The sequence below is a fragment of the Parasaccharibacter sp. TMW2.1882 genome (assembly GCF_023337635.1).
Lineage (GTDB): Bacteria > Pseudomonadota > Alphaproteobacteria > Acetobacterales > Acetobacteraceae > Bombella > Bombella apis.
In genome coordinates, this window is the sequence record NZ_NWUT01000003.1 from 94,240 (window position 1) to 108,179 (window position 13,940).

The 13,940-nt window shown below is 60.8% G+C and carries 12 protein-coding genes; 8 read left to right on the top strand and 4 right to left on the bottom strand.

All coding sequences use genetic code 11. The annotated features are described in order from the left end of the window. The first annotated feature begins 309 nt into the window (after nt 1–309). Nucleotides 310–612 carry a hypothetical protein gene (locus CO583_RS08015; protein ID WP_152332652.1) on the top strand — a complete coding sequence of 101 codons (303 nt, stop codon included), beginning with the start codon at nt 310–312 and terminating at the stop codon, nt 610–612. Nucleotides 613–698: 86 nt separating this feature from the next. Here CO583_RS08015 and CO583_RS08020 read toward each other — a convergent pair whose 3' ends face one another. Then, entirely contained in the window at nt 699–908 is a 210-nt protein-coding gene (locus CO583_RS08020; protein ID WP_043559101.1) for a heavy-metal-associated domain-containing protein, read from the bottom strand. Nucleotides 909–1,034: 126 nt separating this feature from the next. Here CO583_RS08020 and CO583_RS08025 point away from each other — a divergent pair, with 126 nt between their 5' ends. From CO583_RS08025 to htpG, 6 genes are all read left to right on the top strand, one after another. Continuing rightward, nucleotides 1,035–1,421, top strand: a complete 387-nt coding sequence (locus tag CO583_RS08025; protein WP_152332651.1) for a hypothetical protein — start codon at nt 1,035–1,037, stop codon at nt 1,419–1,421. A 63-nt stretch (nt 1,422–1,484) separates the two neighbouring features. Continuing rightward, nucleotides 1,485–3,197, top strand: a complete 1,713-nt coding sequence (locus CO583_RS08030) for a copper resistance system multicopper oxidase (RefSeq protein ID WP_248630732.1) — start codon at nt 1,485–1,487, stop codon at nt 3,195–3,197. Between the two features lie 161 nt (nt 3,198–3,358). Continuing rightward, nucleotides 3,359–4,138 carry a copper resistance protein B gene (locus tag CO583_RS08035; protein WP_408734682.1) on the top strand — a complete coding sequence of 260 codons (780 nt, stop codon included), beginning with the start codon at nt 3,359–3,361 and terminating at the stop codon, nt 4,136–4,138. 282 nt (nt 4,139–4,420) lie between these two features. Further along, nucleotides 4,421–6,166: a Hint domain-containing protein gene (locus CO583_RS08040; protein ID WP_248630734.1), complete on the top strand. Its 1,746-nt coding sequence runs from the start codon at nt 4,421–4,423 to the stop codon at nt 6,164–6,166. 112 nt (nt 6,167–6,278) lie between these two features. Then, on the top strand, nt 6,279–7,076 hold the full coding sequence (locus CO583_RS08045) for an SDR family NAD(P)-dependent oxidoreductase (protein ID WP_043559094.1): 798 nt from the start codon (nt 6,279–6,281) through the stop codon (nt 7,074–7,076). A gap of 173 nt (nt 7,077–7,249) precedes the next feature. Further along, the gene (htpG, locus tag CO583_RS08050; protein WP_043559091.1) at nt 7,250–9,124 is read left to right on the top strand and encodes a molecular chaperone HtpG; all 1,875 of its coding nucleotides are present in this window, start codon (nt 7,250–7,252) and stop codon (nt 9,122–9,124) included. A 71-nt stretch (nt 9,125–9,195) separates the two neighbouring features. Here the strand turns inward: htpG and CO583_RS08055 are convergent, their stop codons facing one another. Then, entirely contained in the window at nt 9,196–9,759 is a 564-nt protein-coding gene (locus CO583_RS08055) for a DUF892 family protein (RefSeq protein WP_249103348.1), read from the bottom strand. A 20-nt stretch (nt 9,760–9,779) separates the two neighbouring features. Beyond that, on the bottom strand, nt 9,780–10,760 hold the full coding sequence (locus CO583_RS08060) for a bile acid:sodium symporter family protein (RefSeq protein ID WP_043559087.1): 981 nt from the start codon (nt 10,758–10,760) through the stop codon (nt 9,780–9,782). A 243-nt stretch (nt 10,761–11,003) separates the two neighbouring features. Between CO583_RS08060 and CO583_RS08065 the strand changes: the two genes are divergently transcribed. Next, nucleotides 11,004–12,902 (top strand): glycoside hydrolase family 32 protein, encoded by a 1,899-nt coding sequence (locus CO583_RS08065; protein WP_081562421.1) that lies wholly within the window; start codon nt 11,004–11,006, stop codon nt 12,900–12,902. A 57-nt stretch (nt 12,903–12,959) separates the two neighbouring features. Here CO583_RS08065 and CO583_RS08070 read toward each other — a convergent pair whose 3' ends face one another. Further along, on the bottom strand, nt 12,960–13,820 hold the full coding sequence (locus tag CO583_RS08070) for an aldo/keto reductase (RefSeq protein WP_192848685.1): 861 nt from the start codon (nt 13,818–13,820) through the stop codon (nt 12,960–12,962). Nucleotides 13,821–13,940 lie beyond the last annotated feature (120 nt).

Genomic DNA, 13,940 nt, shown 5'->3' on the forward strand with positions numbered 1-13,940 from the left:
ATGAACCGGGAGTATTCTTGTACTATTTTTTTGAAAAAAACGTGAATAAAGAAGAAAAATAGTATGAAAAGCGGTAAAATTGTATAAAAAAAAATTATTACAGTGTTAGACCATAATTATAACATAATTTAATTGCTTTTAAGTATCGCTCGCATCTGCTGTTGGGTGCGGGTTATTTCGATAAGGTTCTGGATGATGCGTGAACTTTCTTTTAACGAGCTTGGCGCGGTATCTGGTGGTGGTCTTTTCGGCTACCGCGACGGGACGGCTTCTTCAGGAAGCAGCAATAGCAGCACTGGTCTTTTTCCTGTGCGCGCTTCGCTTGGTTTTGCGGACAGCCTCGTTGGCGGCGTCGTGGATGGTATCGTCGGCGCAGCCGTTGGTGGTCTCACGGGTGGTGCCAATGGTGGTGCCAACGGTACGGGCGGTGTCATCGGTGTCGGCGTGATCGCCGAGGCTGTCGGCGTGATCTTGGGACTGACGGTTGGTGGCCTGACGGGCGCAATGCTGGGTCTGTCCGGTGGTTATGTCGGAACGCAGGGCTACCGCGACGGTGCGGTGCAGGCCTTCCTGACAGGCAGCCTGTTGCCCAAGGGCGGCGGACTTTTCTGATCCGCCATGACATGACCGCCTGTCCAGGGCGGTGACATGGATATTGAAGAACCACCGGGGGGCCATGGACCCCGGTGGTTTTTTCTTCAGACCGTCCCGAAACCGGCCTTCTGGATGAGGAGCGCACAGTCTTCCCTGGAGAGGGCGGGGCCAGTGAAAATGATGTGTGCCTGTGGCGGGTCGAGCGTGACGGTGGCCGTCTCGATGGCTGGAGAGGCTTCAAGGGCACGGGTCAGAGAGCGGACACAGCCATCACATTTCAGGCCGGTGAGAGGGAGGACGAGGGTTTCGCTCATAAAAAATTTCGTTTCATGATAAGGGATGGCAGGGGACTGTCTTCCCACAGGGGAGGAACCTTCCTGATCTGGTGTCCGTTCCGGAGCGAGAAAAGGCATTTCATGTCTGTTGGGCGGTTTTTTTGCATGATGATGGGAGTGGTGCTGTACCTGATGATGCAGCTGCCGTCTTTTGTCATGCCCATGGCCATGGTGGACGGCATGATGATGTCCGCGCCTGCGCATCAGCTTCTGCCTGCCCGTGACATCGCTTCTCCTGATGCCGTGATGGTTCCGCCGGGGGGGGGCATGGTGATGGAGGCGGCTGTTTCTTCCCGGCCGGATGCGGAAGAGGATATCGCTCCCTGCTGCCAGAGTCACCATGCTGTCTGTGAAGCCGGCCTGTTGCCGGAGGGGCAGAGGCTGGAACCGGCCGGTCTCTGGCAGAGGGCGGTCCCGTTTCACGATGTCAGGCTGCTGCTGCGTTCTGCTGTCGTGCTTCCCTGGCGCCCTCCAGCAATCCTGCCTGTCTGACCTGTCTCTGTGCTGCCTGTTTCCGGGCGGCATTTCTGTGTCACGTTTTTCAGGTAGTTTGTCATGTCACGTCATGTTTTGCTGCGCCGCCAGTTTCTGGGCGGGCTGGGCGCAGCTGGTCCGCTCATGGCCCTTCCAGGGCTGGGCCGGGCTGCGGCCGCCACGGCCGGGGCAGTGCCCCCGCTGGAGATGGACCTGCACATCACCCGCCGCAATGTCCGTATCGCAGGCCGCACCGGAGTAGGATATTGCGTCAATGGCCAGATGCCCGGCCCGGTTCTGCGTTGGCAGGAAGGGCGGGACGTCCGCATCCACGTTCATAATCACATGGATGAGCCAACATCCCTGCACTGGCATGGTGTCCGCCTGCCAAGTGATCAGGATGGTGTTCCGGGGTTGAGTTTTGCCGGGATTCCGGCAGGCGGACGGTTCACCTATTCCTTTCCGGTCCTTCAGAGTGGGACATACTGGTATCACAGCCATATGGGGCACCAGGAATCGTCCGGTCTCTATGGTGCCCTGATTATCGAGCCAGCCGCTGCTTCGCTGCTGCCGAGGGCGGACAGGGATCATACGGTCCTGCTGTCGGATTGGTCGGATGTGTCTGCCAGCCAGATCATCAACAATCTCAAGATGCAGGATGATTACTACAATTTCCGGCAGCGCAGCCTTGCGTCCCTGCCGGAGGAAAGCCGCCGGGCTGGAGGGCTGATACCCGCTCTGAAGAGTCGCCTGCAATGGTCCCGCATGAGGATGAGTGCAACGGACATCTCGGATGTCAGCGGTGCCATCTATACCTATCTCATGAATGGTGAGGCCCCGGCACAGGGATGGAGCGGCCTGTTCCGGCCGGGAGAGCGGGTCTGCCTGCGGGTCATCAATGCCGCGGCCATGACGCTGTTTGATGTCCGCATCCCGGGGCTGGAGATGCAGGTTGTGGAGGCGGACGGGAATCCTGTCGTGCCCGTGCCGGTGGATGAGTTCCGCATTGCTCCAGGGGAAACATATGTCGTGATGGTGACGCCGTTGCAGGCACAGCCTTACACGATCTTTGCCCAGAGCGAGGACCGCACCGGCCATGCCCGTGGCACGCTGACACCTCGCCCTGGCCTGTTGGGGCCTGTCCCTCCCATGGACCCCCGGCCCGTGCGGGGGATGGTGGACATGGGCATGGCCATTCCCATGATGAAGGGCATGAAGGCGATGGGGGGCATGCCCATGTCCCCTCCCGTGGAGCGGACTCCGGCGGATGAAATTGATGATCCCGGCCCGCCTCCCCTGAATGTGGAAAACCAGAACATCGCCACCCATCCGGTGGAGCGTGTCGGCAGTCCGGGAGATGGGCTGGAGGGAACGGGCCGCCGGGTTCTGGCCTACAGTGATCTGGTGGCGTTGCGTCCGCCGCCAGACCAGCGACCGCCTTCACGAGAAATCATCCTGCACCTCACAGGCAACATGGAACGGTACATATGGGGGTTCAATGGCCGGAAATATTCCGAATCCGGGCCGATCCATCTGGCCCGTGGTGAGCGGGTCCGGTTCACGGTCATCAATGACACGATGATGGAACATCCCCTTCACCTTCATGGCCTGTGGAGTGAGCTGGAAAATGGGGCGGATGACCAGCACCGTCCCCTGAAACATACCGTCATTTCACAGCCGGGGTCCCGGATGAGTGTTCTGGTCACGGCGGATGCGCCGGGCGTGTGGGCTTATCACTGCCATCTCATGTATCACATGCAGACAGGCATGTTCCGGGAGGTGGTCATCTCATGATGGGAAAAGACATGCTGCCCCTGGGGCTTGTCGCCTGCTTTCTGGCCCTGCCAGCCCAGGCCATGGATGACATGGCTGGATCGGCCCGACCGGGCCAGACGATGGCTCATGACATGTCCGGAATGGCCATGGATGATATGGATATGTCGGACATGGCAGACATGGAGATGCCGACCACGGCGCCTCCGGCTGTGCAGAAAGCCCCGCCAGCGCCTCACCAGGTGCGGAAGAAAACACCGCATGTCGTTTACAGGGCTGTTGATGCCCCCGGCCCTGTCGTGGATATTGGCCATCATATGCAGGCCATGGACATGGGCCGCTGGTTCCATGGTGTGCTGGATGAGTTTGAGGGGCGCTACCAGGCGGGTGGCCGGTCTTCACTCCGTTGGGATGGGGAGGCCTGGTATGGTGGCGACTACAACCGCCTCTGGCTGAAGAGTGAAGGCACCATGACGAAAGGCAGGGTCCGTGACGGAGACCAGGAACTGCTCTACAGCCGGGCCATATCCACCTATTTCAACCTTCAGGGGGGCCTCCGGCTGGACCTGGACAGTGGTCCGACCCGTGCCTGGGGAGCGGTTGGTGTGGAGGGACTGGCCCTGTACCAGTTTGAGGTGCAGGCGACCGGTTATTTCAGTGACCGTGGCGTGGCGGGACGGTTTGAAGGGTCTTACGACATCCTGCTGACCAACAGGCTGATTCTCCAGCCACAGGTGGAGCTGAATCTGTATAGCCGGGCTGATCCCCGGCGACAGGTCGGATCAGGCCTGTCGGACATCGATACCGGGTTGCGCCTGCGTTATGAGGTCTGGCGCAAGATGGCTCCCTATGTGGCTGTTACATATGATTCCCCCCTCACCCAGGGACGCCACATGGCCCGGAAGCGAGGCGAGCGGGCAAGTGAGGCCCGTTTCACGTTCGGAATCAGGAGCTGGTTCTGAAATAATGGTAACAGCCTGCCCTGCCGGCTCTGGCTTGGCCGGCGGGCTGTTCCCTCCCCTTTTTTAAAGAAAAACAGGTTACTGTGACAGATTCTTTCCCAGATTAAGTTCTTTCTGGGGTGTTTCAGGAAAAGGTTGCTGTAAATATTCCGATAATATGAGAGCGGAAAATGGTTTATCTCAACATTATGTGATCAGCAGGAGCTTACCTGTAATCTTTTTTTAACCCCTGTTGCCTTAAGGCGGCCTTGTCGTCGAACATGATGAAGGTCAGGTTATCTTATGGCAACGGCGTTGGTCAGGGTGTCAGCCGGAACGGCTACCGTTTACAGCAGCGGGTCTCTTTCCAGCCTGGTGGGCTTGGGGGCCATTTCTTCCATTGTCGTAACCCGAACAGATCAAACACCGCCCAATGACCCGGTGAAGGTTGATCTGTCATCGGTCCTGGGTCAGTTGCGGGGAGACTGTACCATTACCGTCCAGGGCGGGGCCACGGCCTATGTCGGGGGTGGCCTGGTCAATGTCGGGGTGGTGAACGGGCTGACCCTGAATGGGGGGCGGCTGGTTATCCAGTCCACCCTGCTCAGTGCTTCGCTGGGCTCGACCATCACGGTAGGCCCCAATGCTGGCGAGCTGCGGATAGAGTCACAGGGCTTTGGCGTGAGTGTCGATTTCCCCGTGAAATTCGTGGATGCGCAGGGCAATCCCACAACCAGAATTCCGCCCAATTTTGTCATGGATTTCCCCAACACCCAGTCGGTGGGAGCTGTCTATAAGCCTTCGACGAACCAGACCGTGATTGGTGATGGCGTGAGCGCACTGGGCCTCATCAACGTCGGACGGACGACCACGCTGGAAGGGGACCCGTTCAATCTGAGGGTCAATGGCAAACCGCAGACGGATTTTTTGGGTGGGCTCACGGGGTATGGCTATACGTTCAGCCGCAACAACGGTCATGATGATGGCAGGAATGGTGTCATTACCTGCTATCTGGCTGGCAGCCTGATCCGGACCGAGACGGGTGACGTGCCCGTGGAGGTGCTGACGGTGGGGGATGCCGTGGCCGTTTTTGCACCGGATGGCCAGCCGCAGGGCTTTAGGCGGGTAAAGTGGGTAGGCCAGGGCCGTGTGACTGTTCAGCCAGCTCTGCCAGATGATGAAGCTGGCTGGCCAGTGCGCATCCGTCGTGGCGCCCTGGGGGCCAATATCCCCCACAAGGACATGCTGGTGACGTCGGAGCACTGCCTCCTGCTGGAAGGGCACTTCGTGCCGGTCCGCATGTTGGTCAACGGCAGTTCCATTGTCTATGACCGGAGTCTTGAGGAGTACGAGTACTGGCATTTCGCCGTAGAGCCGCACGCCATTGTCGAGGCGGATGGAGCCTTGACAGAAAGTTACCTGGATACGGGCAACCGGCAGGGATTTGTCTCCCAGGCGGGGCAGTGGGCGGAAGGGGCCCGGGGCTGTTGGGAGACGGATGCCGCCGCTCCGCTGGGGGTCAGCCGGACATTTGTGGAGCCCCTGCATGAGGCGATCCGGCGGCGGTCTGGAGGCCGGATGGAGAAGCCGGGCGAGCTGGTGGATGAGCCGGATCTGATCGCCCTGACTCCTTCCGGTCAGACCCTGCCGCTGGTGCGGCAGGCGGGGCAGCGTTACCTGTTCCGCCTTTCCGAAGGATGCAACGAGATATTGCTTGTCTCCCGTGTCAGTCGCCCCTGTGATGTCATCGGTCCGTTTGTGGATGACAGACGCTGGCTCGGGGTGCTTGTCAGCCAGATACAGCTCTTCTGGGAGGATGGAGAACGGAAAAACGTGACGGAATTCCTCTCCGCACCCCGGCAGGATGGCTGGGATGTACAGGAGGCTGCCCCCTGCCGCTGGACAAACGGGGCGGCCCGTCTTGTGCTGCCGGTGCATCCGGGCAGGAAACAGCCGCTGTTCGTGTCGGTCGAGGTCCTGGCAGGAGGGCCGTATCTTGCCAAAGCCCGTCCGACCGAAGGAATCCGTCTGGGGGGAGGGATGTTCTGACAGGACCGGCTCCGGGGCGGCATGATGGACAAGCCATGCCGACCTGCCCATTATCTGGGTGCGATGGCCATTCAGGGCCATGCGTGATGAGATATAGGGGAGGAGCTGGATCATGGCACAGGGCAGAACCGTACTGGTAACCGGGGGAACGTCCGGTATCGGGCTGGCAATTGCGGAGACGTTCGCCCGGGCGGGGGACAGCCTCATCCTGCTGGGCAGCAGCCCGGAGCGTGACTACACCAAGGCCGTGCAGGCGGTGCAGGCTGCCGGGCGTGAGGCCGGGCACGACGTGCAGGTCTGTGCTCATGGGGTGAACATCACGGATTTTGATGCCGTGAAGGCCCTGCTGAAGACCATCAGCGACAGGGTGGGCCTGCTGGACGTGCTGGTCCATTCCGCAGGTGTTTTCTTCAACACGCCCATCACGGATGAAACACCCGATGCGTTCGACAGGGTGATGCGCATCAACGTCAATGGCATGTGGCACATCGTGCAGGCCGCCCTGCCTTTCATCCGGCGGAAAGAGGGTGACGTGCCGGGCGGGAAGGTCGTGGCCATTTCGTCCATCTGCGGATTTTACAGTTTTGCCGGCTATGCGGGCTATGCCGCCAGCAAGGCGGCGGCCACGGCTCTGGTCCGCAGTCTGGCCCTCGAGCTCGGCCCGCTGGGCATCAACATCAATGCCGTGGAACCGGGCCGTGTGAAGACATCCATGCATGATGCACTGATCAACGATCCCTCACAGGCGGATGCCCTCAGGGCCGTGGCGGAGGCCAATCCCAGCAAGCGGACCTTCTCCTCGCCGGAGGACATCGCTGCCGTGGTGCAGTTCCTTGCCAGCCCGGGGGCGGTGGCCCTGCACGGCTCGGCCATCGTGGTGGATGAAGGAACATCGCTCGGCCTCGTCTAGGCCATACAGCCCGTCATCATGATGCTGGAGCTTGAGGTCTCCCCCGGTGCGGGGATGCTTGAAAGCCGGGGAGGCCTCTCCCATATCTGCTCCATCTTTCAGCGGCGGGGCAGGCTGGCCGCCGAAGATGGAGCACATACGGAGCCTGCCATTTTGGAGGAGAGCAACGCATCATGAGTGATGGCAAAAACGCAGCGGAGATGCAGCAGCACAGTTTCAGTGCCGAGGTCGGGCAGCTGCTCGATCTGGTTGTCCATTCCCTTTATTCCGATCGGGAAATCTTTCTGCGTGAGCTGGTCGCCAATGCGGCTGATGCCATGGACAAGCGGCGGTTCGAGGCCCTGACCAACCCGGCCCTGTCCCTGCCGGAAGTCCCGTCCATCCATATTTCCACCGACAAGGACGCAAAGACCATCACGCTGTCCGATGACGGACTGGGGATGAGCCCGGAAGAGCTGACCCAGAATCTTGGCACCATCGCCCGTTCCGGCACCAAGGCGTTTGGTGAGAAGCTGAGCAATGCCAAGCCGGAGGAGCGTCCGAACCTGATCGGTCAGTTCGGTGTGGGTTTCTATTCCGCCTTCATGGTGGCGGACAAGGTGGATGTCGTCTCCCGCCGGGCCGGTGAGGATGTGGCCGCCCGCTGGGTGTCCGAAGGCAAGGGCTCCTACAGCCTTGGCCCTGCCGAGCGTGACCGTCCGGGCACGGACATCGTCCTGCACATGAAGGATGATGCTGAGGAATTCATTGATCCGTGGCGTCTGCGTAGCATCATCCGCAAATGGGCCGATCATATTGCTTGGCCAGTCGTTCTGCACGAGCCGGACGAGGATGGCAAGGAGAAGGAAGAGACCATCAACGAGGGCAAGGCCCTCTGGCTGCGTCCGAAATCCGAGATCACGTCCGAGGAATATACCGAGTTCTACCGCCATGTGGCCCGTGCGTTTGATGAGCCGTACGCCACGCTGCACTGGAAGGCCGAAGGCACGGTCGAGTTCGCTTCCCTGCTGTTCCTCCCCGGTGCCCGTCCGTTCGACTTCATGGAGCAGAGCAGCCGTGAAAGCCGCCTGCACCTGCATGTGAAGCGCATGTTCATCACGGATGAAGCCAGTCTGGTGCCGAACTGGCTGCGTTTCGTGCAGGGTGTGGTCGATACGGATGACCTGCCGCTGAACGTCTCCCGCGAGATGCTCCAGTCCACTCCGGTTCTGGCCCGCATCCGCAAGGCCGTGACCAAGCGTGTCATCAGCGAGATCAAGAAACGGGCGCAGGAAGGTGGCGAGTCCTTCACCGGTTTCTGGAACAATTTCGGCCTCGTCATCAAGGAAGGGCTGTGGGAAGATTCCGAACACCGGCAGGAAATCGCCGAGTTCTCCCGCTTCCACTCCACACATGATGATGAGCTGACGACGCTGGACGACTATATCAGCCGCATGAAGCCGGAGCAGGAGACCATCTATTATCTGGTCGGGGACAATCTGAAGGCCCTCAGGGCCTCCGCCCAGCTGGAAGGGTTCCGTGCCCGTGGGCTGGAAGTCCTGCTGCTGTCTGATGCCGTGGACAGCTTCTGGCCGGACCGTCTCCATTCCTACAAGGACAAGACCTTCCGTTCCGTGGCCCAGGCGCATGGTGATCTCGAGAAGTTCGCACCGGAAGCCGAGGAGCAGGGTGAAGCAGCCAATGTCGAGAAGCTGACCCCCGCCCTGAAGGACGCTCTTGGTGAGGCCGTGAAGGATGTCCGCAGCACCGTACGTCTGACAGGCAGTGCCGTGGTGATGACGAGCGAGGGTGGGCCGGACCTGGCCATGCAGCGTCTCATGCGCCGTTCCGGTCAGGAGATGCCTGCCCTGCCGCCGGTGCTGGAGATCAACCCCCGCCATCCGCTCATCCGTGCGCTGGCCGAACGTGTGGAGAAGGGCGAGAGCGTCGCAGAACATGCCCGCATCCTTCTGGACCTCGCCCGTGTTCAGGAAGGTGAGGCCCTGCCCGACCCCAGCGGCTTTGCCCGCACGCTCGCAGGCCTGCTTGCCGGGACTGTCGAAAAGTAATCTCAGGCAGATCGTCTGATGAAAAGGAAGGGGCTGCACGCCGGGTCGTGCAGCCCCTTTTCTGTTGAGCCTCAGTCTTCGTCCGTCAGCAGCGCAGGCAGGACTTCCTTGAGGCTGCGGGACGCATTCCGGCTGTTTTGGCGCAGCCCCGTGAGGATGGCGGCATCCTCTGTCAGGGAGAGTTTTTCCGCCAGCAGCAGGAGCAGGGCAAGGGAGGTACGCAGCCGGGCGATGCAGCCCGCAATGTCCAGCATCACGCCCAGAAGATGGACGGGAACATCCCCCGAGGGAAAGCAGGTCACCACCGTGTCCAGCAGGCCGGAGAGCGTGTCGGAGTCGTTGCGGGGTTTTTCCCCATGCGTGCGGAGGAGGTGGGCGACCTGCCGCTCCTGCTCCCGGTTCTGGTCCAGGATGGTGGTGATCCAGTGCTGGAGAGGGGGGGGAGCGGCCGGACGGCTGAGCAGCTCCAGCAGGCTCTCCCGCAACGTGCCCGTCAGGACCAGATGGGCATGGAGGCGGTCACGGTAAGTACGGCGTATGGAGGGCTGTTCGGCAGGATGACGTGGCACGTCTGTCTCCATGACGAAAAGGGGAAGGAAACCTTCATGGGTGCCCTGTCCTTCGGCGGAAGGCAAGCCCGTTCCAGTGGAGCTGGTCAGGTTTCGTGCGGTTGCTGGGGGCGTTGCGCATAATGGCGGGCAATGACGGTGCAGACAAAGAGCTGGAGCTGGTGGAAGATCATCAGCGGCAGGACGATGATTCCGGCCGAACCGGGAAAGATGACGCTGGCCATGGTCACGCCGGATGTCAGGGCCTTCTTGGAGCCGCAGAACTGTAACGTGATGTCATCCTCGATGCTCTGGCCCATCATTCGGCCCAGCAGATAGGTGAGCCCGAGGGCCAGGGCGAGCAGCAGGGCATCCGCCACCCCGACACCGGCCAGCAGGATGAGCGGAATGCGATGCCACAGCCCCTGAAGCACCGCTGCACTGAAGGCGGAATAGACCAGCACGATGATTGAGCCACGGTCACTGCATGAGATGAGAAACTTGTGGCGGTGGACAACCGGCCCCAGCCAGCGTTGCACGCACTGGCCCAGAATGAAGGGCAGGAGCAGTTCTTCTGCCACGTTCAGGATGGTCTGAAGACCAGACCCGCCACTGCTGCCGTGATCAAAGAAAAGGCCACAGAGCAGGGGGGTGATGAGGATGCCCAGAATGTTCGAGACCGTGGCCGCACAGATGGCGGCCGGGACGTTGCCCCGGGCCATGGAGGTCAGGGCAATGGAGGACTGTATGGTGGAGGGCAGGCAGCAGAGGAACAGCATCCCGGCCCAGAGGTCCGGCCCCAGAAAACCGGTGGAGGACAGCCGGTAGGCAAGCCAGTACATGCCTGCCCCGAGCAGGGGGAACACGGCAAAGGTGATGAGCAGCGTGCAGCCCTGCAACCGCCAGTTTTTCACGCTGTCGAGCAATGCACGGCGTTTCAGCTTGGCCCCCTGGAAGAAGAACATCAGCATGATGAGCAGTGATGTCAGGCGGGAGAGCCAGGGCTGCCACACAACAGGGCAGGGCAGGAAGGAGGCCAGCAGAACAGCGCCGATCAGGCACATCAGGAAAGGATCAAGGCGTTTCATCGGGCGGTGTCCCTGCAAGGCTGTGGCATCATGGTGGCGAAAGCGTGCCCTGTATGGGGCCGCTGGTACAGAGGGACGGTAAAACAGAAGGTTCGGGCTGCCAATGCGTGGCACCAGGGAAAGATGTCCGTTCCGTGTCACGGTCAAGGAATGGCTTGCCAGAGAGGGCTGGAAAGAGGCATTTTCCCGGCAGGCCTTCGGACAGGGCCATCTCCATCAGATCGTAGAGAGGGGGGTCAGAGGATGACCGTCAATCGACGTATGGTTCTGGGATCATTTCTGGCGGCAGGTGCCCTTCTGGGCAATGGCAGAGCCCGTGCAGCCGTTGGGGGTGGAGGCAGCGCCGCACCGGCACAGCCCAACAATGCCCATGCCGAGCCGGGCAATGCGGCGGCGGCGGCTCCGCAGCCCGTGCATGAGACACTGGCCGACAAGCAGTACCGCCCCCGCATCCATTTTTCACCCTCCACCGGGTTCATGAATGATCCGAACGGGCTGATCTTTGATGGACGCTATTACCATCTCTATTACCAGTACAATCCATTTGGGCCTTATGCAGGCCATGTGCACTGGGGCCATGCCGTCAGCACGGACCTCTACACATGGCAGGATCTGCCGATTGCGATTCGGGAGACGGAAGCCGGAGAGGCCTACAGCGGCTGTGCCGTGCTGGACAGGGACAACCGTTCTGGTCTGTTTCCGCCCCGCACGCAGGACAAGCCTCAGCCGGGGTCGGTCGAGACAGCTGCCCAGAAGGCCGCCCAGCTTTTTCCGTCACTGCCGGAGGATGAGCAGGCACGGCGCCTTGTGGACAGGCAGTCGCACGATCTTCTGAAAGGGGCGAATTCCTCCCCCAGCCTGCTGAAGGAGCTGGGGGATGATCCTGTCTCCCGCGAGCAGTCACCCGTCCCCATGTCTCCGGCCCTGCCGCCAATGGCGGGTGGCCTGGTCGCCATCTATACACGGGCAACGCCGCAGCGGCAGACACAGTATATCGCCTGGAGCCCTGACGGAGGGCAGACGCTGAAGGATTATGAAGGGAACCCGGTGCTGGATATCGGGCACAATTCCTTCCGTGACCCCAAGGTGTTCTGGCATGCCCCGACTGAAAAATGGGTCATGGTCGTGGTGCGCTCCCGGGAGCACAAGGTGTCCTTTTATGGGTCATTCGACCTGAAACACTGGATGCATCTGAGCGATTTTGGCCCATCTGGCATTACTGGCGTGGATTATGAATGTCCGGGGCTGGCCGAGGTAGAGGTGGAAGGTGAGACGCCCGGTGAAAAACGCTGGGTCCTGTTCGTGTCCATCAATCCCGGTGGACCGCAGGGGGGCAGCATCACGCAGTATTTTGTCGGCCAGTTCGATGGTGAGCGCTTCACGCCGGATGATACGATCGTGGATCTGACAGATTTCGGCAAGGACAGCTACGCCCTCCAGACTTACGAGAACATGCCGGGCAACCAGACGGTCTATGTCGCCTGGCTGGACAACTGGCAATATTGTGAGGAGCTGCCCAACAAAAGCTGGCGTGGCGTCATGACCATTCCTCGCAAGGTTGTGCTGCGACGTGACACGTCAGGCTGGCTGCGTATCGCCCAGACTCCTTATGCTCTGGAGGCCCTGCGGCGTCCTGCCATCCCATTCACCCTGTCCCGTCTGGAGCCCCAGAGCAGTCGGCAGGTGTCTCTGCCTACCGGCGAGGCCGTGGAGCTGCTGCTGGATGTCTCTCTGGAAGACCGGGGCAGTACCCTGCCAGATGGAGACCATGGGCGTGCCGGACGTTTTGTCGTGGCCTTCTCCAACCATCAGGGAGAGAGCCTGAGCATCGGTTTTGATGGTTTCTCCTGCCAGCTCTGGCTGGACAGGAGCAACCTGCATGGCTTTACCCATCCCTTCTTCACGGGCACCTTCTCTTCTGCCCTTGTCCCGGGCAGCCGCCGTTTCAACCTGCGGATCGTGCTGGATGCCTGTACGCTGGAGGTCTTCGCCAATGAGGGCATGTCCGTCGGCACGGCTCTGATCTATCCGGCCAACCCTCTGGAGACGCTGAGTTTCCAGGTCACCAATGCGGCAGCCGTCATTCATCAGATGGCTCTGTATCCCCTGCGGCAGACGATGGACCGCATGGAACAGGGGTAACGGCCCTTTGTTCTGGCGCCCCTCTCTGCCCCGAAGGTGGGAGGGGCGCCGTTTCTGTCAGATGACAGCCAGCGTTTCCTTGCCATCAGGTGGCGGGAAGGCTGCATCAAGGGCTGCCAGATCGTCATGGGAGAGCCGGATTTCCTGAGCGGCGATGTTGAGGGCCTGATGATGGGGCGTGCCGGCTTTGGGAATGGCGATCATGTTCCTGCGACGCAGCACCCATGCCAGGGCAATCTGCGCCGGTGTGGCGCGGCCGAGGCTGGTTTCATGCTGGTGGGCAATGGCCCGCAGGGCAGGGTGATGCAGCAGCTCGCCCCCTTGGCCGATCGGGCAATAGGCCATGCTGGTGATGTGCGCCTGTTCGTCCCGTGGCAGCAGGTCATACTCCGTGCCACGATATTCCAGGCTGTAGAGAATCTGGTTGACGAGAGGATAGGCTCCCAGCTCAGCCAGATCGTTCATGTCGGCCGTATCGAAATTGGAAACCCCCCAGTCCCGGATCAGCCCCCGTTCCTTCAGTGTTTCAAAGGCGTAGAGTGTTTCAGTGAAGGGAGTGGAACCGGGCCAGTGCAGGAGATAAAGGTCCAGATGGTCCGTGTTGAGATGTCTCAGCGAGCGTTCGCAGGCTTCTATCGTTCCTCTGGAGGTGGCATTGCCCGGCAGGACCTTGCTGATGAGAAATGCCTGATCCCTTCGCCCCCGCAGGGCTTCGCCGACCACCTCTTCTGAGCGGCCATGGCCGTACATTTCTGCCGTATCGATGATTCTGAGGCCAGAATCCAGCCCGCTCTGCAGGCTGTGGACTTCGTGGGCCCGCAGGGCTGCATCATCGCCCATACGCCATGTGCCCATGCCGAGCGCTGGAAGCGTGATGCCGTTTCTGAGTGTGACAGTAGGATAGGGAGTCGTGGTCATATGATATCCTTCCCTTGGGCACGGACGAGCGGACTCGCCCCCGTGTGCACAGGGTAAGCCTGTGCCGGACGGAGGAAAAGGCATTTCGCACGGAGGTCCTGCCACGCCATGGGAGAAGAG

Bases quoted from the DNA above. Each gene is read 5' to 3' on its own strand.
- CO583_RS08020 (WP_043559101.1), bottom strand. From the start codon at position 908: ATGAGCGAAACCCTCGTCCTCCCTCTCACCGGCCTGAAATGTGATGGC.
- CO583_RS08025 (WP_152332651.1), top strand. From the start codon at position 1,035: ATGATGATGGGAGTGGTGCTGTACCTGATGATGCAGCTGCCGTCTTTT.
- CO583_RS08030 (WP_248630732.1), top strand. From the start codon at position 1,485: ATGTCACGTCATGTTTTGCTGCGCCGCCAGTTTCTGGGCGGGCTGGGC.
- CO583_RS08035 (WP_408734682.1), top strand. From the start codon at position 3,359: ATGGAGATGCCGACCACGGCGCCTCCGGCTGTGCAGAAAGCCCCGCCA.
- CO583_RS08040 (WP_248630734.1), top strand. From the start codon at position 4,421: ATGGCAACGGCGTTGGTCAGGGTGTCAGCCGGAACGGCTACCGTTTAC.
- CO583_RS08045 (WP_043559094.1), top strand. From the start codon at position 6,279: ATGGCACAGGGCAGAACCGTACTGGTAACCGGGGGAACGTCCGGTATC.
- htpG (WP_043559091.1), top strand. From the start codon at position 7,250: ATGAGTGATGGCAAAAACGCAGCGGAGATGCAGCAGCACAGTTTCAGT.
- CO583_RS08060 (WP_043559087.1), bottom strand. From the start codon at position 10,760: ATGAAACGCCTTGATCCTTTCCTGATGTGCCTGATCGGCGCTGTTCTG.
- CO583_RS08065 (WP_081562421.1), top strand. From the start codon at position 11,004: ATGACCGTCAATCGACGTATGGTTCTGGGATCATTTCTGGCGGCAGGT.
- CO583_RS08070 (WP_192848685.1), bottom strand. From the start codon at position 13,820: ATGACCACGACTCCCTATCCTACTGTCACACTCAGAAACGGCATCACG.